The organism is Pseudomonas jessenii, from assembly GCF_002236115.1.
Lineage (GTDB): Bacteria > Pseudomonadota > Gammaproteobacteria > Pseudomonadales > Pseudomonadaceae > Aquipseudomonas > Aquipseudomonas jessenii.
In genome coordinates this window covers 807,454-829,880 of sequence record NZ_NIWT01000001.1, presented here as the reverse complement: position 1 = coordinate 829,880, position 22,427 = coordinate 807,454, and the positions used below count along the sequence as shown (strand labels likewise).

Here is a 22,427-nt window from a genome sequence, read left to right as displayed (position 1 = left end):
AAATTGCCGGTAAAGGCGCTTTGCTTAAGACCCGCCAGTGCTTATCGTTCAGCCTCATGTAAAAAAGCCCACGCGCCCAATGGTTGATCACTCAATGCAATCCTCCGCTTCCCGTAGTCCTCGTCGCTGGCTGTTCGGCCTGCTTGTCCTGTTGGTCATCGCTGGCCTGTGCTGGAAATTCTGGCCCGGCAGCGCTGCACCCAAAGAGGCTACGGGGCAGAAAGCCGTCGCCGGGCATACCGGCAGGTCGGGCGGGATGCGCCCGGGATTCGGTGGCGCGTCCGGGCCGGTGCCGGTGCGAGTGGCTCCGGCAGTCACCGGTGACTTCCCGCTGTATTTCAAGGCGTTGGGCACGGTCACGGCGCTCAACACCATCAATGTCCGCAGTCGCGTTGGCGGTGAGTTGGTCAAGATCTATTTCGAAGAAGGGCAGATGGTCAAGGCCGGCGACATGCTCGTCGAAATCGACCCGCGCCCTTACCAGAATGCCTTGCTTCAGGCCGAGGGCACCTTGCTACAGAATCAGGCGCAGCTGAAAAACGCCCAGGTCGACGTCGAGCGCTATCGCGGCCTGTACCGCGAAGACAGTATTGCCAAGCAGACCCTGGACACCGCCGAAGCGCTGGTCGGTCAGTTCCAGGGCACGGTCAAGACCAATCAGGCGGCGGTCAACGACGCCAGGCTCAACCTCGAATTCACCAGGATCCGCGCCCCGATCACCGGTCGCGTCGGCCTGCGTCAACTGGACGTCGGCAACCTGGTAGCGGCCAACGACACCACCGCATTGGCGATCATCACCCAGACCCAACCGATCAGCGTGGCCTTCACCCTGCCGGAAAACAGCCTCGACACCGTGCTGGCCCGTTATCGCAGCGGCGCCAAATTGCCGGCTGAAGCCTGGGACCGCGGCGATACCAAACTGCAAGCCACTGGCGTGCTGCAGAGCCTGGACAACCAGATTGACGTCACCACCGGCACCCTGAAATTCAAGGCCCGTTACGAGAACCGCGATCAGTCGCTGTTCCCCAACCAGTTCGTCAATGTGCGCCTGTTGGCCGACACCCTCAAAGACGTGGTACTGGCGCCTTCCGCCGCGATCCAGTTCGGCACCAACGGCACGTTCGCCTATGTTCTGGACGGTGACAAGAAGGTCAAGATCCGTCAGTTGAAGGTCGGCGCCAGTGACGGCCTGAACACTGTGGTCACCGAAGGACTGTCGGCGGGCGATCGGGTCGTACTGGAAGGCACTGACCGCCTGAAAGACGGCAGCGATGTAGAGGTGGTCAACGACAGCCAGGACGTGCCGACCACGCCGACCGAACACCTGCAAGGCAAATCGGCGGTCAACGCGGCTGAGCCTGCGACCACCGACAAGGCGAAAAAGGGCGGCGCATGAATCTCTCGCGGCTGTTCATCCTTCGCCCGGTAGCCACCACGCTGAGCATGCTGGCGATTATCCTGGCCGGCGTCATCGCCTACCGGTTGCTGCCGGTGTCGGCGTTGCCCCAGGTCGATTACCCGACCATTCGCGTCATGACCTTGTACCCCGGCGCCAGTCCGGATGTCATGACCAGCGCGGTGACCGCACCACTTGAGCGGCAGTTCGGGCAGATGCCCGGCCTGACGCAAATGGCGTCCACCAGTTCCGGCGGCGCGTCGGTGCTGACCCTGCGGTTCAGCCTCGACATCAACATGGACGTGGCCGAGCAGCAAGTGCAGGCGGCGATCAACGCCGCGACCAACCTGTTGCCCAAGGACCTGCCGGCACCGCCGGTGTACAACAAGGTCAACCCGGCCGATACGCCGGTGCTGACCCTGGCCATCACTTCCAAGACCATGTTGTTGCCCAAGCTCAACGATCTGGTCGATACGCGCATGGCGCAGAAGATTGCCCAGATCAGTGGCGTCGGCATGGTCAGCATTGCCGGTGGTCAACGCCAGGCCGTGCGGATCAAGGTCAATCCCGAGGCTTTGGCGGCCAACGGCCTGAACCTGTCGGATGTGCGCACGCTGATCGGCGCCTCCAACGTCAACCAGCCCAAAGGCAACTTCGACGGCCCGACCCGGGTCTCGATGCTCGATGCCAACGATCAACTGACGTCGCCCAAGGACTACGCCAACCTGATCCTGGCCTACGCCAACGGCGCGCCGTTGCGGCTCAAGGACGTGGCGGAGATTGTCGACGGCGCCGAGAACGAGCGGCTCGCCGCGTGGGCCAACGAGAACCAGGCCGTGCTGCTGAACATCCAGCGTCAGCCCGGCGCCAACGTGATCGAGGTGGTGGACCGGATCAAGGCCCTGCTGCCGAGCATCACCGACAACCTGCCGGCCGGCCTCGACGTAGTGGTGCTGACCGACCGTACCCAGACCATCCGCGCCTCGGTCAAGGACGTGCAGCACGAATTGCTGATCGCCATCGCCCTGGTGGTCATGGTCACCTTCCTGTTCCTGCGTCGCGCCAGTGCCACGATCATTCCGTCGGTGGCCGTGCCGCTGTCGCTGATCGGTACGTTCGGCGTGATGTACCTGGCTGGGTTCTCGGTCAATAACCTGACCCTGATGGCCCTGACCATCGCCACCGGTTTCGTGGTGGACGATGCGATCGTCATGCTGGAGAACATTTCGCGTTTTATCGAAGAGGGCGACAGCCCGCTGAACGCGGCGCTCAAGGGCGCCAAGCAGATCGGTTTCACCCTGATCTCCCTGACGTTGTCGCTGATCGCCGTGCTGATTCCGCTGCTGTTCATGGCGGACGTGGTCGGTCGCTTGTTCCGCGAATTTGCCATTACGCTGGCGGTAGCGATCCTGATTTCCCTGGTCGTTTCCCTGACCCTGACGCCGATGATGTGCGCGCGGTTGCTCAAGCGTGAACCCAAGGAAGCAGAGCAGGGCCGTTTTTACCGTGCCAGTGGTGCGTTCATCGACTGGATGATCGCCGCCTACGGGCGCAAGTTGCAGTGGGTGCTCAAGCACCAGCCGCTGACCTTGATGGTGGCCATTGGCACCTTGGCGCTGACGGTATTGCTGTACATGGTGGTGCCCAAGGGCTTCTTCCCGGTGCAGGACACCGGCGTCATCCAGGGCATTTCCGAGGCGCCGCAATCGATTTCCTTCGCCGCCATGAGCGAGCGCCAGCAGGAACTGGCCAAGGTCATCCTGGCCGACCCGGCGGTCGAGAGCCTGTCCTCCTACATTGGCGTGGACGGCGACAACTCGACCCTCAACAGCGGCCGGTTGCTGATCAACCTCAAGTCGCACAACGACCGCGACCTGAGCGCCATGCAAGTGATTGCCCGCCTGCAACCGGAACTGGACAAACTGGTCGGCATCCGCCTGTTCATGCAGCCGGTGCAGGACCTGACCATCGAAGACCGGGTCAGCCGCACGCAGTATCAGTTCAGCATGTCGTCGCCGGACTCGGAGCTGCTGAGCCTGTGGAGCGGGCGTCTGGTCGAGGCTTTGGCCGACCGGCCGGAATTGACCGACGTCGCCAGCGATTTGCAGGACAAGGGCTTGCAGGTCTATCTGGTGATTGACCGCGATGCGGCGTCGCGGGTCGGTGTGTCGGTGTCGAACATCACCGATGCGCTGTACGACGCCTTTGGTCAGCGGCAGATTTCCACGATCTACACCCAGGCCAGTCAGTACCGCGTGGTGCTGCAATCGCAGTCCGGCGAGAAGATCGGCCCGCAGGCGCTGGAGCAGATTCACGTCAAGACCACCGATGGCGGTCAGGTGCGCCTGTCCAGCCTGGCGCATGTCGAGGAGCGTCAGGCGCAACTGGCGATCACCCACATCGGCCAGTTCCCGGCGGTGATGATGTCCTTCAACCTCGCGCCCGGCGTGGCGCTGGGGCATGCGGTCGAGATCATCGAGCAGGTGCAGAAGGACATCGGCATGCCGATTGGCGTGCAGACCCAGTTCCAGGGCGCGGCGCAGGCGTTCCAGGCTTCGTTGTCGAGCACCTTGCTGCTGATTCTGGCGGCGGTGGTGACCATGTACATCGTGCTGGGTGTGCTCTACGAGAGCTACATCCACCCGATCACCATTCTCTCGACCTTGCCTTCGGCGGCGGTGGGCGCCTTGCTGGCGTTGATCCTCAGCGGCAACGACCTGGGCATGATCGCGATCATCGGCATCATCCTGTTGATCGGCATCGTGAAGAAGAACGCGATCATGATGATCGACTTCGCCCTTGACGCCGAACGCAACCAGGGCATGGACCCGCAAACGGCGATCTATCAGGCGGCATTGCTGCGTTTCCGGCCGATCCTGATGACCACCCTGGCGGCTTTGTTCGGCGCCGTGCCGTTGATGCTGGCCACCGGTTCCGGCGCGGAACTGCGCCAACCGCTGGGTCTGGTGATGGTCGGCGGCCTGTTGCTGAGCCAGATTCTGACGCTGTTCACCACGCCTGTGATCTACCTGTACTTCGACCGTCTCGGTCGGCGCTGGGGCCGCAAGCCTGAATCCGTGGAAGCGGTAGAGCAGCCATGAACCTTTCCGGCCCTTTCATCAAGCGCCCGGTCGCGACCATGCTGCTGAGCCTGGCGATCATGCTGCTGGGCGGCGTGAGCTTCGGTTTGCTGCCCGTGTCGCCCCTGCCGCAAATGGACTTTCCGGTGATCGTGGTCCAGGCCAGCCTGCCCGGGGCCAGCCCCGAGGTGATGGCGTCGACCGTGGCCACGCCTTTGGAGCGTTCTTTCGGCAGCATTGCCGGGGTCAACACCATGAGCAGCCGGTCCAGCCAGGGTTCGACCCGGGTGATCCTGCAATTCGACCTGGACCGCGACATCAACGGCGCGGCGCGGGAAGTGCAGGCAGCGATCAACGCCTCGCGCACCCTGCTGCCGAGCGGGATGCGCAGCATGCCGACCTACAAGAAGGTCAACCCGTCCCAGGCGCCGATCATGGTGCTGTCGCTGACGTCGGACGTGCTGGAAAAAGGCCAGCTCTATGACCTGGCATCGACCATCCTGTCTCAGAGCCTGTCCCAGGTTCAGGGTGTCGGCGAGGTGCAGATCGGCGGCAGTTCGTTGCCGGCGGTACGTATCGAGCTTGAACCGCAGTCATTGAACCAGTACGGCGTGGCCCTGGACGATGTGCGCAACACCATCGCCAATGCCAACGTGCGCCGGCCCAAGGGCTCGGTGGAAGACGATCAGCGGCTGTGGCAGGTCCAGGCCAACGATCAGCTGGAAAAAGCCAAGGACTACGAGTCGCTGATCATCCACTACAACGGTGGCGCGGCCCTGCGCCTGAAGGATGTGGCCAAGGTCAGCGATGGCGTCGAGGACCGTTACAACAGCGGTTTCTTCAACGACGACGCGGCGGTGCTGCTGGTGATCAACCGCCAGGCCGGTGCGAACATCATCGAGACGGTCAACGAGATCAAGGCCCAGCTGCCGGCGTTGCAGGCGGTGCTGCCGGCCAGCGTCAAGCTGAACCTGGCCATGGATCGCTCGCCGGTGATCAAGGCCACGCTGCACGAGGCGGAAATGACCCTGCTGATCGCCGTGGCGCTGGTGATCCTGGTGGTGTTCCTGTTCCTCGGTAACTTCCGTGCCTCGCTGATCCCGACCCTGGCGGTGCCGGTGTCGCTGGTCGGTACTTTTGCCGTGATGTACCTCTACGGTTTTTCGCTGAACAACCTGTCGCTGATGGCGCTGATCCTGGCCACCGGGCTGGTGGTGGACGATGCCATCGTGGTGCTGGAGAACATTTCCCGGCACATCGACGAAGGCGTGCGGCCGATGAGGGCCGCGTACCTCGGCGCCCAGGAAGTCGGTTTTACCTTGCTGTCGATGAACGTGTCGCTGGTGGCGGTGTTCCTGTCGATCCTGTTCATGGGCGGGATCATCGAAAGCCTGTTCCGCGAATTCTCCATCACCCTGGCGGCGGCCATCGTGGTCTCGCTGGTGGTGTCGTTGACCCTGACCCCGATGCTCTGCGCTCGCTGGCTCAAGCCGCACACGCCGGGGCAGGAGAACCGCCTGCAACGCTGGAGCCGGCGGACCAACGACTGGATGGTCGGCAAATACGCTACCAGCCTCGACTGGGTGCTGCGCCACAAGCGCCTGACCTTGCTCAGTCTGTTCGTGACAATTGGTGTGAACATTGCGTTGTATGTGGTTGTTCCTAAAACGTTTCTACCTCAGCAGGATACCGGTCAGCTGATCGGTTTCGTGCGCGGCGACGACGGCCTGTCGTTCAGCGTGATGCAGCCGAAGATGGAGATTTTCCGTCGGGCGGTGTTGAAGGATGAGGCGGTAGAAAGCGTCGCCGGGTTCATTGGCGGCAATAACGGCACCAACAACGCCTTCATGCTGGTGCGCCTCAAGCCGATCAAGGAGCGCAGCATTTCCGCGCAGAAAGTCATCGAACGCCTGCGCAAGGAAATGCCCAAGGTTCCCGGGGCACAACTGATGCTCATGGCGGACCAGGACCTGCAATTCGGTGGTGGCCGTGAGCAGACCACCTCGCAATACTCGTACATCCTGCAGAGCGGGGATCTGGGGGCATTGCGCGAGTGGTATCCGAAAGTCGTCACCGCGCTCAGGGCCTTGCCGGAGCTGACGGCGATCGATGCGCGGGAAGGCCGGGGCGCCCGCCAAGTAACCCTGATCGTCGACCGAGACCAGGCCAAGCGTCTGGGTGTCGACATGGACATGGTCACGGCGGTGCTGAACAACGCCTACAGTCAGCGGCAGATTTCGACCATCTACGACAGTCTTAACCAGTATCAGGTGGTGATGGAGGTCAATCCGAAATACGCCCAGGACCCGATCACCCTCACGCAAGTCCAGGTGATCACCGCTGACGGCGCGCGAATCCCGCTGTCGACCATCGCCCATTACGAAAACAGCCTGGAAAACGACCGGGTCAGCCACGAAGGCCAGTTTGCTTCGGAGAGCATTGCCTTCGACATGGCCGAAGGCGTGACCGTGGAGCAGGGCGGTGCCGCCATCGAGCGGGCGATTGCCAAGGTCGGCCTGCCGGAAGACGTGATCGCGAAAATGGCCGGCACAGCCAACGCTTTCGCGGCGACCCAAAAAAGTCAGCCGTGGATGATTCTGGGGGCGCTGGTGGCGGTGTATCTGGTCTTGGGTGTGCTGTACGAAAGCTACATTCACCCGCTGACGATTCTCTCGACCCTGCCGTCGGCCGGGGTCGGCGCGTTGCTGTCGATCTATGCGCTGGGTGGCGAGTTCAGCCTGATTTCGTTGCTGGGGCTGTTTCTGCTGATCGGCGTGGTGAAGAAAAACGCGATCCTGATGATCGACCTGGCGTTGCAACTGGAACGAAACCAGGGCATGGCACCGCTGGAATCGATCCGCAGCGCCTGCCTGCAACGTTTGCGACCTATCCTGATGACCACCCTGGCGGCGATCCTCGGTGCCTTGCCGTTGCTGCTGAGCCGCGCCGAAGGGGCGGAAATGCGCCAGCCGCTGGGCCTGACCATCATCGGCGGGCTGATCTTCAGCCAGGTACTGACGCTTTACACCACCCCGGTGGTTTACCTCTATCTCGACAACCTGCGCCATCGCTTCAATAAATGGCGCGGGGTGCGCACTGATGTTGCTCTGGAAACTCCGCTATGACTGACCGTTCGCTTTTCAACCTGGCTGCACCGCTGATCACGGCTCGAGGCTCGCGCCTGTTGAGCCTGTCACTGTGCGTGGCGATGCTCAGTGCCTGCGCCGTCGGCCCGGATTACCAGCGCCCGCAAACCGCCGAGCCTGCGCAGTACAAGGCAGCGGAGGGCTGGCGTCAGGCCAACCCGAGCGATGCCCTGGCGCGTGGCGCGTGGTGGGAGTTGTATGGCGACCGTCAGCTCAACGACCTGATCGAAAAACTCAACAGCGCCAACCAGACCGTCGCCCAGTCCGAAGCGCAGTACCGCCAGGCCCAGGCCTTGGTGCGCAGTGCACGCGGGGCGTTTTTCCCGACGGTGGACCTGAACGTCAGCAAGAACCGTTCAAGCCAGGGCACCGGCAGCAGCAGTTCCAGCCTGAGCAGTTCGTCCAGCGGTATTCGCGACACGTACTCGGCCCAGGCGGGCGTCAGTTGGGAAGCGGACGTATGGGGCAAGCTGCGCCGAGGCCTCGAAGCCGACACTGCCAATGCCCAGGCAAGCTTTGCCGATCTGGCGGCCATGCGCCTGAGTCAACAGTCGGAGCTGGTGCAGAATTACCTGCAACTGCGCGTGATCGATGGCCAGAAACGCTTGCTCCAGGACACGGTCGAGGCATATCAGCGTTCGTTGAAGATGACCGAAAACCAGTACCGCGCAGGCGTATCGGGCAAGGACGCGGTGGCCCAGGCCCAGACACAGCTCAAAAGCACCGAAGCCGATATGATCGACCTGATCTGGCAACGCGCCCAGTTCGAGAACGCCATCGCTGTGCTGATCGGCCTGCCGCCGGCCGAGTTCAGCCTGGCGCAAAGCCAGGACATCCCGCAATTGCCGCAAGTACCGCTGGCGCTGCCTTCGCAGTTGCTGGAGCGTCGCCCGGACATCGCTTCGGCCGAGCGCTCGGTGATGGCCGCCAACGCCAACATCGGTGTGGCCAAGGCTGCCTATTACCCGGACCTGACCCTGAGCTTGAACGGTGGTTACAGCAGCAGTACCTCGAAAGACTTGTTCAGCCTGCCGAACCGCTTCTGGTCGGTCGGACCGCAATTGGCCATGACCCTGTTCGACGGTGGTCAGCGCTCGGCGGAAGTCGACCGCAGTGAAGCGGCCTATGACGAAACGGTGGCCAAGTACCGCCAGACCGTACTGGACGGATTCCGCGAAGTGGAAAACTACCTGGTGCAGCTCAAGGTGCTTGAGGATGAAGCCGTCGTGCGCCAACAGGCACTGGATGCCGCCCGTGAATCGTTGCGCCTGACCCAGAACCAGTACAAGGCCGGTTTGATCGCGTACATCGATGTGGTGGTGACCCAGGCGGCGGCGCTGAACAATGAACGCAGCAACCTGGACCTGTTGCAAAGCCGCCTGATAGCCAGTGTGCAGTTGATTGCCGCGTTGGGGGGTGGCTGGGGCGGGCAGCTTGAGGTGAGCGAAAACCGATAGCGTAGCTGCAATCCCTGTGGGAGCGAGCTTGCTCGCGATAGCAGTGGGTCAGGCAACATCCATGCTGAATGTGACGCAGCCATCGCGAGCAAGCTCGCTCCCACAGGTTTTGTGCTCTCGACTCCTTCCTTGTGGCAGGTGCCAGCAGCTTGAAGCAAGTTAATGTAAAACCTTAAAACAAGCGTTTCATCGGACTGATGGCCCTTTGCTCATTTTGTGAGTGCGTTCTCATTTGGAATCAGTACAATCGCCGCATTTGCCCCCACCCGAGAATGAAAGCCATTAACAAGGGGGCTTTCGCGAGAAGTCTCCATGCTCATCGGCAGCTATTCCCCCACCCTGGTCATCATTTCGCTCTGTGTAGCGATTCTCGCCTCATACACCGCACTCGACCTGACCGGACGCATTGCCACCGCCAAAGGCCGCGCAGTGCATTTATGGACTGCGGGCGGGGCCGTTGCCATGGGCATCGGCATCTGGTCGATGCACTTTATCGGCATGCTCGCGTTCAAGTTGCCGATCGACCTAGGGTACGACGGGACCATCACCCTGTTGTCGTTGCTGATCGGCGTGCTCTCCAGCGGCTTTGCGCTGTGGCTGGTCAGCCAGCCGCAATTGCCGGCCTGGCAACTGGCCTTTGGCGCGTTGGTCATGGGCGCCGGCATCAGCGCGATGCACTACACCGGCATGGCTGCCATGCGCATGCAACCGGGCATCGACTATGACCCGACGCTGTTCGGCGCCTCGCTGCTGATCGCTGTCGGTGCTTCGGGCGCAGCATTGTGGATCGCTTTCCATCTGCGCCAGCACACGCCTTATGTCCGTCTGATCCGTGGTGGCGCCGCCGTGATCATGGGCATCGCCATCGTCGGCATGCACTACACCGGGATGGCCGCCGCACGCTTTGCCGACGGCAGTTTTTGTGGCGCGGCGGTCAATGGATTGAGCGGCAATGGCCTGGACAACCTGGTGCTGATCACCACGTTGGCGGTGCTGAGCATTGCCCTGCTGACCTCGATCCTCGATGCACGCCTGGAGGCTCGCACCGCGAGCCTGGCCCAGTCGCTGACCGAGGCCAACCGTGAGCTGACCCAATTGGCCCTGCACGACACCCTCACCGGGTTGCCGAACCGGACCTTGCTCGCCGATCGAATCGATCAGGCCATGTCGCGGGTCCGGGAAGAAGGGGGGTGCTTTGCCCTGATGTTCATCGACCTGGACGGCTTCAAACCGGTCAACGATGCCTTCGGCCACCACATGGGTGATCTGTTGTTGCGCGAAGTGGCCCTGCGCCTGCGCGAAGACTTGCGCAGCCAGGACACCCTGGCACGGATCGGCGGCGATGAGTTCGTGTTGCTGGTGCAATTGAGCGAACAGAACGACGCCTTGAACCTGGCGGCCCGTCAGGTCGGGTTGATCGCGCGTGCGTTCCGGGTTGCCGAACATGATTTGCACATTTCCGCCAGCGTCGGCATCGCGCTCTACCCGGGTAACGGGCAGTCCGCCCACGAACTGCTGATGAACGCCGACGCGGCGATGTACCACGCCAAGGGCGCGGGTAAAAACGGCTACAGCTTTTTCGATGTCTCGATGAACAACAACGCCCGCAAACAGCTGCAATTGCTGCAGGATCTGCGCAATGCCGTGGAACAGCAGGAATTCAGCCTGCATTACCAACCCAAGTTCGACGCCGCCAATGGCCGACCAGTGGGCGCCGAGGCCTTGTTGCGCTGGGAACACCCGACTCAAGGAATGCTGTTGCCGGACAAATTCATCGAACTGGCGGAAAAAACCGGGCTGATCATTCCGATCGGCGAGTGGGTGCTCAACGAAGCCTGCCGTCAGATGCGCGAGTGGTACGTGTTGGGCTACACCGACTGGCGCATCGCGGTGAACCTTTCGGCCATTCAGTTTTGCCATGCCGGGCTGGTCCAGAGCGTCGCCAGGGCGCTGGCGACGCACCATCTGCCACCCAACAGCCTGACCCTGGAAATCACCGAAACCACCGCCATGAGCGATGCCGATGCGAGCATGACGGTGCTGCAGGAACTGTCGGAAATGGGTGTCGACCTGTCCATCGACGATTTTGGTACCGGCTATTCGAGCTTGATGTACCTCAAACGCCTGCCGGCCAACGAGCTGAAGATCGATCGCGGTTTTGTCCGGGACCTGGAGCGCGACAGCGATGACGCCGCCATCGTTTCGGCCATCGTTGCCCTCGGTCAGGCGCTGGGGTTGCGCATCGTCGCCGAAGGCGTGGAAACCGGTGTGCAGCAGGACTTCCTGACTCAGCTCGGCTGCGATTCGTTGCAGGGTTACCTGCTGGGGCATCCGCTGCCGGCCGCAGGCTTCATGGTGGAAATCCATCGCGGGGAGCAGTTGGTCGAGCAGTTGAAAGCCAGTGCCAGGCGCGAGATGTCGATGACATGACAGCTGATGTGAAGCCATGCAAAAACCGCCAATGGCGGTTATTCTTGCCCCCGACCGCTTAAGCTTTGATTGGGGGAAAGCTCGCATGGACAAAGTCATCGTCATCACCGGCGGTAGCCGCGGCATCGGTGCCGCCACCGCTCTGTTGGCCGCCGCGCAGGGCTATCGGATCTGCATCAACTATCAGGCGGACGAACAGTCTGCATTCGGCGTGCTGGAGCAAGTCCGCGCCCTCGGTGCGCAAGCCATTGCGGTACGGGCCGACGTCAGCATCGAAGACGAAGTGATCGCGCTGTTCAATCGGGTGGACAGTGAGCTGGGGCGGGTTACCGCGCTGGTGAATAACGCCGGCACCGTCGGGCAGAAGTCCCGGGTCGACGAGATGTCCGAGTTCCGCATTCTCAAAATCATGAAAACCAACGTCCTGGCGCCGATGCTCTGTGCCAAGCACGCGATCCTGCGCATGTCGCCCAGGCACGGCGGGCAGGGTGGCAGCATCGTCAACGTGTCGTCGGTCGCCTCGCGTTTGGGATCGCCCAACGAGTACGTGGATTACGCAGCGTCCAAAGGCGCGCTGGACACCTTCACCATCGGCCTGTCCAAGGAAGTGGCGGGTGAGGGGATTCGGGTCAACGCCGTGCGTCCGGGTTACATCTACACCGATTTCCATGCCTTGAGCGGCGATCCGGATCGGGTCAGCAAGCTGGAATCGGCGATTCCGATGGCGCGGGGCGGCCGTCCGGATGAAGTGGCGGAGGCGATTGTCTGGTTGTTGTCGGACAAGGCTTCTTATGCGACGGGGACTTTTGTTGATCTTGGTGGTGGGCGTTAGTTCCTGAGACAAGCGTTGTCTGCGCTGGCCTCATCGCGAGCAAGCTCGCTCCCACAGTGGATCTCAAGTGCTCACAAATCTTGTGTGTACAGAGAAACCTGTGGGAGCGAGCTTGCTCGCGATAGCAATTTATAAAACGACATGGCGCTGTCAGAACGACCGCACAATCCGCCCCAACGTCTCCATCGCCTTCTCCGAGTCCTCGGTCCACGGGCTGCCGTAATTCAACCGAATACAATTCCTGAAGCGCTGGGTCGGTGAAAAGATCGGCCCCGGTGCAATGCTGATGCCTTGCGCCAATGCCATCTGGAACAATTTCAACGAATCCATCTGCTGCGGCAATTCCAGCCACAGAAAGTACCCGCCGGCCGGTTGGCTGACCCGCGTCTGCGCCGGGAAATAGCGGGCGATGGCGGCGAGCATGGCGCTTTGCTGGTCTTCCAGGGCGTGGCGCAATTTACGCAGGTGCCGGTCGTAGCCGCCGTGTTGCAGGTAATCGGCGATTGCCGCCTGGGCCGGCATCGAGGCGCACAGCGAGGTCATGAGTTTCAGCCGTTCGATCTTTTGCGCAAAACGCCCGGCAGCCACCCAGCCGATGCGGTAGCCAGGGGCCAGGCTCTTGGCGAATGAACCACAGTGCATCACCAGGCCTTCGGTATCAAAGGCCTTGGCCGGTTTCGGGGCTTGCTGGCCGTAATAGAGTTCGGCGTAGACATCGTCTTCGATCAGCGGCACCTGGTGGCGCCGCAACAATTCCACAAGCTGCTGTTTCTTGGCCTCGGGCAGGGTCGCGCCCATGGGGTTCTGGAAACTGGTCATGCACCAGCAGGCCTTGATCGGATGCCGTTCCAGGGTTTGCTCGAGTACGCCGAGGTCGATGCCATCGCGCGGGTGCACGGGAATTTCCACGGCCTTGAGTTTCAGGCGTTCGAGTACTTGCAGACAGGCGTAGAACGCCGGGGCTTCGATGGCCACCAGATCGCCAGGTTCGGTCACCGCTTGCAGGCAAAGGTTCAGGGCTTCGAGGGCGCCGTTGGTGATCAGCAGTTCCTCCATGGGCAACATCAGCCCGCCGACCATATAGCGCAGGGCGATTTGCCGGCGCAGTTGCGGGTTGCCCGGCGACATGTCGGTGACCACCATGCGCGGATCCATGTCGCGGCTGGCGCTGGCCAGAGAGCGGGACAAACGTTGCAGGGGAAACAGCGTCGGGCTGGGGAACGCCGAGCCGAAGGGCACGGTGTTCGGGTCCTTGATCGAGTCGAGCACCGAAAACACCAGTTCGCTGACGTCTACTTCCGTCGACTCGTTGACCTCATTGCTGATCACCGGCTCGGAAAACGGCCGGGGTGCGTGGGCGTTGACGAAATAGCCGGAGCGCGGCCGAGCGCGGATCAGGCCGCGACGCTCCAGCAGGTAATAGGCCTGGAACACCGTCGACGGGCTGACCCCGTAGGTCTGGCTGGCGTAGCGCACCGACGGCACCCGCTGGCCGGGACCCAGGACGCCGGAGCGGATCAGTTCTGCGATGTCGTCGGCGAATTTTTCGTAGCGTTTCATCGGTGTCCCGCAATGGAGTCTGTTCGATTAATTGTGGCGAGGGGCCACAACTTACAAAGGTCAGCATCTTAAAGGCTCAGCGATTCATTGGCGCCACAAACCGGCTCTTCGCCACGCTGTAGACGCCAGGCTCATCGCTGTCGACCACCTTGAAGCCGATGCTCTGTGAACTGCTGGCCGGACGCTCCGTGAGCATCGCCACCGACACCGGCACATCGACAATCTCGCCCGGCGCCAGGCTGAATTCGGTCCTGCCCTGCAACTGGAAATCATCGGCATCCACCAGGCTCAATTGATAGTCCTGACGCTGCTGGGTTTTGTTGATCACCTTCAGACTGTAGATGTTTTCGATCTGCCCCTGGCTGTTCTCGCGGAACAGGCCCCGGTCCTTGCTGACATCAAGAGACACCATCGGTCGTTCCACCAGCGCCATCACCAGAGCTGCGATCATCACCAGCAGTACGGCGGTGTAGCCGATCAGGCGCGGACGCAGCAGGTGTGTCTTGCCACCCTGCAACTGATGCTCGGAGGTGTAGCTGATCAACCCTGGGGCGTAGCCCATTTTGTCCATGATCGAGTCACAGGCGTCGATGCACGCCGCACAACCGATACATTCCATCTGCAAGCCGTCGCGGATATCGATGCCGGTGGGACAGACCTGTACGCACAGCTGGCAGTCGATGCAATCACCCAGCCCGACCTCGGCCGGTTTGACTTCGCGCTTGCGTGGGCCACGACTCTCGCCACGGGCCGCGTCGTAGGAAATGGTCAGGGTGTCCTTGTCGAACATCACGCTCTGGAACCGCGCGTAGGGACACATGTGCATGCACACCGCTTCACGCAGCCAACCGGCATTGATGTACGTGGCGCCGGTAAAAAACAGCACCCAGAACAGGCTGACGCCACTCATCTGGAAGGTCAGCAGCTCTTCGGCCAACGGCCGGATAGGCGTGAAGTAGCCGACGAAGGTCAGGCCGGTCAGCAGGCTGATGGCCAGCCACAAGGTGTGCTTGGCCGCGCGACGCATCAGCTTGTTCAGGCCCCACGGCGCGGCTTGCAACTTGATCCGCTGGTTGCGTTCGCCTTCGGTGATCTTCTCGCACCACATGAAGATCCAGGTCCATGAACTTTGTGGGCAGGTGTAGCCGCACCAGACCCGGCCCGCGAACACGGTGATCGCAAACAGGCCGAACGCGGCAATGATCAACAACGCCGAGAGCAGGATGAAATCCTGCGGCCAGAAGGTCGCGCCGAAGATATGGAACTTGCTTTGCGAAAGATCCCAGAGCACCGCCTGGCGGCCGCCCCAGTTCAGCCACACGGTGCCGAAAAACAGCACAAACAGAAAACCGGCGCCGCTGATGCGCAGGTTGCGGTATAGCCCGGTGAAGCTGCGGGTGTGGATCAGGTTGTCGCTGGATTTGGCCTTCATCTTGGGGCGCGAAGGCTCGAATGTTTCTACGGTTCGGACGGGGATTCTTTCGCTCATGGTCATTCGCTCATCAGCCTCCATCAGGCATGAGCACTATGAGCGGCGATCTGTTTGCATAACAGACTCAGGTATTGCATTAAAAAGCGGATCAGATGGCCATGTTTGCACGGACTGCGACAACTTGAAGCAGCCACCGCTGCAGGGTCCATGGAGCTTTGCAAAACAGCGGCGGTAAGTGCGGATCAATCCCGGTCAAATCACCGAACCACTGTCGGTAGCTTTCAGGTGCCGGCGTCCATCCACCGCGCCTGCGACGGTCAAGGCGTCGGCCTCGGCTTCCGTGATGTAGATGCGCTCGCCTTCGATGTCCACTGCCGACATGGCCATGGCACCGTCGGTGATGATGGTGACGTCGGGACACAGACGAATGAGTTCGCCATTTTCAGTGGTGAAAAAGCAGGTCTGGTTCTCGATGCGTACGGTCATGGCGGGATCCTTTTTTCAGTGGAAACTAAAGTTTCAGGCCGCAACCGCCGGTCATCGTTCTGTGCAACCGATTAATGGTCGCTGCGGTCCACCGTCCATGGCCCCTCACAAGGACAATCCCATGAACACTTGGTGGCACGAAGTCTGGGTGACGCTGCAAGGCGAGTTCGCCGACATTGGCGATGCCTCGCAATTGACGCGAGTGACCGTGCGCCTGTTGATGGCCGCGGTGCTGGGCGGAATTCTCGGGTTCGAGCGTGAACACCAGGGCAAGGCCGCCGGCGTGCGCACCCACATGCTGGTGGCAATGGGGGCGGCGCTGTTCGTGTTGGTGCCGCAGATGTCCGGCTCACAGGCCGATGCCATGAGCCGGGTGGTGCAGGGCGTGATTGCCGGGATCGGCTTCCTGGGGGCTGGCACTATCCTGAAAAACCGCGACGGCGATGAGGGGCACGTCAAGGGCCTGACCACCGCCGCCGGCCTGTGGATGACCGCCGCCATCGGCGTCGCGGCCGGGCTGGGCCGGGAGGCGACGGCGGTGTTCAGTACGTTGTTGGCGCTGGGAGTGTTCAGTGTGATGCCGGGGATTGTGAAACTGATCGACAAGGATCACCAATGAGATCGTTCCCCGGCAGTATGGGTGCGATCAACTGTCGTCATTCAGGGGGCACAATCACCGGCGGCATCGTCGTTGGCGGTTCTTCCCTTGGTGGCGGGTTCGTGCCGGGCGGATCCTGTTCGGGCACCGGTTGCGGATCGCTGGGTGGGATCACCGGGTTGTCGATGTTAGGGTCGGGGGTTTCAGCCGGGAATGGATTGTTCATTGTTCAAGCCTCCGGTGGCACATGGCGTGAGTCGTGCTTAAGTAGGTGGACTGATGGGTTGACCGCAGCGCGAAGGACTTGATTCCGGGAATTGCCGATGAAACTTTCCCGGCGGCTGTCGCTCGGAACCTAAGTGAGTGCATCCCGGGGCGGATTGCCCGGCGGGGTGGCGACCAGACACAAGCGCGTCCATGGGGCGTAAGGAGAGAGGCTCGATGACGGCTGAAAAACCGACTGAGTTGAGCTACAACCCGCACATGCCGCTGTCGCAGGCGTTGTTGCTGCCGCGTATCGTCATTGAAAACATCATGCCGATCCTTGTAGGCGGACAATTCGCCGTCAAGGCCGTGGTGGGGCAGGACGTGGTGGTGACGGCCAAGGTCTTCGCCGACGGGCATGACAAGCTGGCGGTGCGCGTGCGCTGGCGGGCCGAGGACGAGGACGCCTGGCAAAGCGCGGCCATGAACGACCTGGGCAATAACAGCTGGCAGGGGCAGTTCCGGGTCGACAGCCAGGGCCGTTATCTGTTCTGTATCGAAGCCTGGATCGATCAGTTCGCCAGTTTTTGCCATGAGCTGGAAAAGAAGCATGCGGCGGCAGTGCCCGTCAGTCTGGAATTGCAGGAAGGGCGGATTCATGTCCAGCAGGCCGCCGAACGTAGCGAAGGGCTACTCAGCGAGCAACTGGCGGCCTTGCACCATGAACTGTCAGGACTGCTCGAAACCGAGCAGGTCGCACTGTTTTTGCACCCGCGTAGCGCCGACCTCATGGCCCGCGTCAATCATCGCGCCTACCTGAGCCTGAGCCCGGAGTACCCGGTGGATGTCGAGCGCGAACTGGCGCAGTTCGCCAGTTGGTATGAATTGTTCCCGCGCTCGATCACCGACAGCCCGACTCGCCATGGCACCTTCAATGACGTGCATACGCGGCTGGCGATGATCCAGGACATGGGTTTCGATGTGCTGTATTTCCCGCCGATCCACCCGATCGGGCGCAGCTACCGCAAAGGCCCGAACAACTCGCTGACGGCGGGTCCCGATGATCCGGGCAGCCCCTATGCGATTGGTAGCGAGGAAGGCGGGCACGAGGCGATTCACTCGCAATTGGGTACCCGCGAAGACTTTCGCCGACTGGTGGCGGCCGCCGCGGCCCATGGTCTGGAAATCGCCCTGGATTTTGCCATCCAGTGTTCCCAGGACCATCCATGGCTCAAGCAACACCCCGGCTGGTTCAACTGGCGGCCGGACGGCACGATCAAATATGCGGAGAACCCACCGAAGAAATACCAGGACATCGTCAACGTCGACTTCTATGCCCCCGAGGCGATTCCGAGCCTGTGGGTGGAACTGCGCGACATTGTGGTGGGCTGGGTCGAGGAGGGCGTGAAGATCTTTCGCGTCGATAATCCGCACACCAAGCCGTTGCCGTTCTGGCAATGGCTGATCGCCGATGTACGGGCGCTGTACCCCGAGGTGATCTTCCTCGCCGAAGCCTTTACCACCCCGGCAATGATGGCGCGCCTGGGCAAGGTCGGTTACTCCCAGAGCTACACCTATTTCACCTGGCGCAACACCAAGGCCGAACTGGCGACCTACTTCACCGAACTCAACGAGTCGCCGTGGCGAGAATGCTACCGGCCGAATTTTTTCGTCAATACACCGGACATCAACCCGGCGTTCCTCCACGAATCCGGGCGTCCCGGGTTTCTCATTCGCGCCGTGCTGGCGACCATGGGCTCGGGCCTTTGGGGCATGTATTCGGGTTTCGAGTTGTGCGAGTCGGCTCCGGTACCGGGTAAGGAGGAATACCTCGATTCCGAGAAGTATGAGATCCGCCCGCGGGACTTCAACGCGCCGGGCAACATCATTGCCGAGATCGCCCAGCTCAACCGCATCCGACGGCAGAACCTGGCGTTGCACACGCATCTGGGCCTGAAGGTCTACAACGCCTGGAACGACAACATCCTGTACTTCGGCAAGCGCAGCGCCGATGGAGGCAATTTCATTCTGGTGGCGGTCAGTCTCGATCCGCACAACGTGCAGGAAGCGAACTTCGAGTTGCCGTTGTGGGACATGGGCTTGCCTGACTACGCCAGCACCCAGGGCGAAGATTTGATGAATGGTCATCGCTGGACCTGGCACGGCAAGCAGCAGTTCATGCGGATCGACCCGGCGTATCAGCCGTTCGGGATTTGGCGCATTACCGCGTAGACGCTGAACTTGTGGGAGCGAGCTTGCCGGTGGCGAGGGGGCTGCCTGTGGCGAGGGGGCTTGCCCCCGTTGGGTCGCGAAGCGGCCCCGCTCTTTCTTTCCAACACACCAAGTCGCTGTATTGACGACTGCTTCGCAGCCGAACGGGGGCAAGCCCCCTCGCCACAGGTAAGCATCCTCACCACAGGGGATTCTCAGCCTGTGGCCAAGTCGAATTCACCAGGAGTTGCACATGGCGAAGAAACCCAAGGCAGCCACGTTCATCAAGGACCCGCTCTGGTACAAGGACGCGGTGATCTATCAAGTCCACGTCAAATCGTATTTCGACTCCAACAACGACGGGATTGGCGACTTTCCCGGCCTCATCGCCAAGCTCGATTACATCGCCGACCTGGGCGTCAACACCATCTGGCTGTTGCCGTTCTATCCCTCGCCACGGCGCGATGACGGCTACGACATCGCCGAATACCGTGGCGTACACAGCGACTACGGCACCATGGCCGATGCCAGGCGCTTCATTGCCGAGGCGCACAAGCGCGGCCTGCGGGTGATCACCGAACTGGTCATCAACCACACATCCGACCAGCACCCGTGGTTCCAGCGGGCGCGCAAGGCCAAACCCGGATCGGCGGCGCGGGACTTCTACGTGTGGTCCGATGACGATCAAAAATACGATGGCACCCGCATCATCTTTCTCGATACAGAGAAGTCCAACTGGACCTGGGACCCGGTCGCCGGCCAATACTTCTGGCACCGTTTCTACTCCCACCAGCCGGACCTGAATTTCGATAACCCGCAGGTCATGAAAGCGGTGCTGTCGGTGATGCGTTACTGGCTCGACATGGGCATCGACGGCTTGCGTCTGGACGCGATTCCCTACCTGATCGAGCGCGACGGCACCAACAATGAGAACTTGCCGGAAACCCACGACGTCCTGAAAAAGATCCGTGCGGAAATCGACGCCAACTACCCCGACCGCATGTTGCTGGCCGAGGCCAATCAGTGGCCGGAAGATACTCAGTTGTACTTCGGCGACACCGACAAGAAAGGCCTGAACGGCGATGAATGCCACATGGCCTTCCACTTCCCGTTGATGCCGCGCATGTATATGGCGCTGGCCCAGGAAGATCGTTTCCCGATTACCGACATTCTGCGCCAGACCCCGGATATACCCGCCAACTGCCAATGGGCGATCTTCCTGCGCAACCACGATGAGCTGACCCTGGAGATGGTCACCGACAAGGAACGCGACTACCTGTGGAATTATTACGCCGCCGACCGTCGCGCCCGGATCAACCTGGGGATTCGCCGCCGCCTGGCGCCGCTGATGGAACGCGACCGCCGTCGGGTCGAGCTGCTCAACAGCCTGCTGCTGTCCATGCCCGGCACGCCGACCCTGTATTACGGCGATGAGATCGGCATGGGCGACAACATCTACCTCGGCGACCGCGACGGTGTGCGCACGCCCATGCAATGGTCCATCGATCGCAACGGCGGTTTCTCCCGAGCCGACCCGGCGAGTCTGGTGCTGCCGCCGATCATGGACCCGCAATACGGCTACCTGTCGGTCAACGTCGAAACCCAGGCTGGCGACCCGCATTCGCTATTGAACTGGACCCGGCGCATGCTTGCCGTGCGCAAGCATTCCAAGGCCTTCGGGCGTGGTACGTTGAAGATGCTGTCGCCGAGCAACCGGCGGATTCTGGCCTACACCCGTGAATACACCGGGGCGGACGGTAAGCACGAAATCATCCTGTGCGTGGCCAACGTGTCGCGCAGCGCCCAGGCCGCCGAGCTCGATCTGTCGGCCTACGTCGGCATGGTGCCGGTGGAAATGCTCGGGGGTAACGCATTTCCGCCCATTGGCCAGCTGAATTTCCTTCTCACGCTGGCGCCTTACGGCTTTTACTGGTTCGGCCTCGCCGCGGAAAATCAGATGCCGAGCTGGCACGTGGAACCCGCACAGAGCCTGCCGGACTTCACCACGCTGGTACTGAAAAAACGCATGGAGGAACTGCTCGAAGCGCCGTCACGCAACACGCTGGTGCAAGGCATCCTGCCCAACTGGTTGCAGAACCGCCGCTGGTTCGCAGGTAAGGACGCCGCCATCGAACAGGTCGAACTGGCCTATGGCGTGCGATTCGGCGATCCGCAGCACCCGGTGCTGTTCAGCGAGATCAATGTCACCAGCGGTGGCCAGAGCAGCCGCTACCAGTTGCCGTTCGGTTTTATCTCGGAAGATCAGGTCGGTACTCCCTTGCCGCAGCAATTGGCATTGTCGCGGGTACGGCGTGGGCGCCAGGTCGGCCTGATCACCGATGCCTTCAGCCTGGACACCTTTGTGCATGCCGTATTGCAGGGCATTCAGGCCGGCACCGTATTGGCCTCCAGCGATGGCGACATTCGCTTCGAGTCCACCGCCGAACTGGAAAAACTCGGCCTCAATGCCGACTCGCCGGTGCGTTACCTGTCCGCCGAACAGTCCAACAGCTCGGTGGTGATCGGCAACAGCCTGGTGCTGAAGCTGATCCGCAAGGTCGCCTGCGGCGTGCACCCTGAGCTGGAAATGAGCGCGTACCTGACGCAAGCCGGGTTCAGCAATATTTCACCATTGCTGGGGGCCGTGGTGCGCCGGGACGGGGCGGGTGAAGATAATTTGCTGATGATCGCCCAAGGCTACCTGAGCAATCAGGGCGACGCCTGGGAATGGACCCAGAACAACCTCGAACGGGCGCTTCGTGATGAACTGGCCGACGCCGTGTCCGAGCAGGAACAGCATTACAACGCGCTCGGCGAACTGAAAGATTTCGCCGCTATGCTTGGTCAGCGTCTGGGGGAAATGCACCAGGTGCTGGCGGCGCCGAGTGCCAACCCGGACTTCTTGCCCCAGGTCACTACGCAGAAGGAGGCGCTGGCCTCGGCCAAGGATGTCGCGGCGCAAATCGAGCGCGCGCTGAACTTGCTCAAGCAGCATAAAAATCAACTTGACCCGGCGGACCAGACCCTGGTCGGCCGTTTACTGGAAAACAAGAAAGCCATCCTCGGCCATGTACAGGCGTTGGGCAAAAAGACCGCGGGCGGCTTGCGCATTCGTGTACACGGCGACCTGCACCTGGGGCAGGTGCTGGTGATCAAGGGCGATGCCTACCTGATCGACTTCGAAGGCGAACCGGCCCGGCCATTGCATGAACGACGGGGCAAACACAGCCCGTACAAGGATGTCAGCGGCGTGCTGCGGTCCTTCGACTATGCGGCGGCGATGGCGATCAACGTGCAGAGCGTCGATAACACCGCAGCGGCCGATGCCGCGCGCTTGCGGGTCACCGATCGCTACTTGAGCGAGGCGCGGCAAGCATTTGTCGACGCTTATCGGCTGGCGGCAGCTAGTCTTGCCCATGCATGGCAAGATCCCGAAGGCGAGGATGCCGCGCTGGCGTTGTTCGGTCTGGAGAAGGCGGCGTATGAAGTGGCTTATGAGGCGGAAAATCGCCCCGCCTGGTTGCCCGTGCCGTTGCACGGTTTATATGGATTATTGAGTGGGCTTAAACCCTTTTCCGATCTTGATGGAGAGTAG

The 22,427-nt window shown here is 61.6% G+C and carries 13 protein-coding genes; 9 read left to right on the top strand and 4 right to left on the bottom strand.

The window, feature by feature from the left end; all coding sequences use genetic code 11:
- Positions 1–79 precede the first annotated feature (79 nt).
- The 6 genes from PSJE_RS03715 (at position 80) to PSJE_RS03690 (ending at position 12,341) form a co-directional block, all read left to right on the top strand.
- Positions 80–1,396 carry an MdtA/MuxA family multidrug efflux RND transporter periplasmic adaptor subunit gene (locus PSJE_RS03715; RefSeq protein WP_090455059.1) on the top strand — a complete coding sequence of 439 codons (1,317 nt, stop codon included), beginning with the start codon at positions 80–82 and terminating at the stop codon, positions 1,394–1,396.
- Positions 1,393–4,497, top strand: coding sequence for an MdtB/MuxB family multidrug efflux RND transporter permease subunit (locus tag PSJE_RS03710; RefSeq protein WP_057714971.1), 3,105 nt, complete (start codon positions 1,393–1,395; stop codon positions 4,495–4,497). The genes PSJE_RS03715 and PSJE_RS03710 overlap by 4 nt, the downstream gene beginning before the upstream one ends.
- Positions 4,494–7,601, top strand: coding sequence for an efflux RND transporter permease subunit (locus PSJE_RS03705; RefSeq protein ID WP_090455060.1), 3,108 nt, complete (start codon positions 4,494–4,496; stop codon positions 7,599–7,601). The genes PSJE_RS03710 and PSJE_RS03705 overlap by 4 nt, the downstream gene beginning before the upstream one ends.
- Complete coding sequence (locus tag PSJE_RS03700; RefSeq protein ID WP_090455061.1) at positions 7,598–9,079, top strand: efflux transporter outer membrane subunit; 1,482 nt, start codon at positions 7,598–7,600, stop codon at positions 9,077–9,079. The genes PSJE_RS03705 and PSJE_RS03700 overlap by 4 nt, the downstream gene beginning before the upstream one ends.
- 312 nt (positions 9,080–9,391) lie before the next feature.
- A complete protein-coding gene (locus PSJE_RS03695) occupies positions 9,392–11,509 on the top strand; it encodes a putative bifunctional diguanylate cyclase/phosphodiesterase (RefSeq protein WP_057714968.1) in 2,118 nt (705 codons plus the stop codon).
- 85 nt (positions 11,510–11,594) lie between these two features.
- Positions 11,595–12,341 (top strand): SDR family oxidoreductase, encoded by a 747-nt coding sequence (locus tag PSJE_RS03690; protein WP_057714967.1) that lies wholly within the window; start codon positions 11,595–11,597, stop codon positions 12,339–12,341.
- Positions 12,342–12,491: 150 nt separating this feature from the next.
- Here PSJE_RS03690 and mapR read toward each other — a convergent pair whose 3' ends face one another.
- The 3 genes from mapR to PSJE_RS03675 form a co-directional block, all read right to left on the bottom strand.
- Complete coding sequence (gene mapR / locus PSJE_RS03685; RefSeq protein WP_090455062.1) at positions 12,492–13,901, bottom strand: GntR family transcriptional regulator MpaR; 1,410 nt, start codon at positions 13,899–13,901, stop codon at positions 12,492–12,494.
- Between the two features lie 76 nt (positions 13,902–13,977).
- Positions 13,978–15,390 (bottom strand): cytochrome c oxidase accessory protein CcoG, encoded by a 1,413-nt coding sequence (ccoG, locus tag PSJE_RS03680; protein ID WP_090457863.1) that lies wholly within the window; start codon positions 15,388–15,390, stop codon positions 13,978–13,980.
- A gap of 195 nt (positions 15,391–15,585) precedes the next feature.
- Positions 15,586–15,819, bottom strand: coding sequence for a DUF3203 family protein (locus PSJE_RS03675; RefSeq protein WP_057714965.1), 234 nt, complete (start codon positions 15,817–15,819; stop codon positions 15,586–15,588).
- Positions 15,820–15,940: 121 nt separating this feature from the next.
- Here PSJE_RS03675 and PSJE_RS03670 point away from each other — a divergent pair, with 121 nt between their 5' ends.
- Positions 15,941–16,438: an MgtC/SapB family protein gene (locus PSJE_RS03670; protein WP_057714964.1), complete on the top strand. Its 498-nt coding sequence runs from the start codon at positions 15,941–15,943 to the stop codon at positions 16,436–16,438.
- A 37-nt stretch (positions 16,439–16,475) separates the two neighbouring features.
- Here PSJE_RS03670 and PSJE_RS31245 read toward each other — a convergent pair whose 3' ends face one another.
- A complete protein-coding gene (locus PSJE_RS31245) occupies positions 16,476–16,643 on the bottom strand; it encodes a hypothetical protein (protein WP_167362862.1) in 168 nt (55 codons plus the stop codon).
- 215 nt (positions 16,644–16,858) lie between these two features.
- Here PSJE_RS31245 and PSJE_RS03665 point away from each other — a divergent pair, with 215 nt between their 5' ends.
- A complete protein-coding gene (locus PSJE_RS03665; RefSeq protein WP_090455063.1) occupies positions 16,859–18,853 on the top strand; it encodes an alpha-1,4-glucan--maltose-1-phosphate maltosyltransferase in 1,995 nt (664 codons plus the stop codon).
- A 232-nt stretch (positions 18,854–19,085) separates the two neighbouring features.
- The gene (gene treS / locus PSJE_RS03660) at positions 19,086–22,427 is read left to right on the top strand and encodes a maltose alpha-D-glucosyltransferase (protein WP_090455064.1); all 3,342 of its coding nucleotides are present in this window, start codon (positions 19,086–19,088) and stop codon (positions 22,425–22,427) included.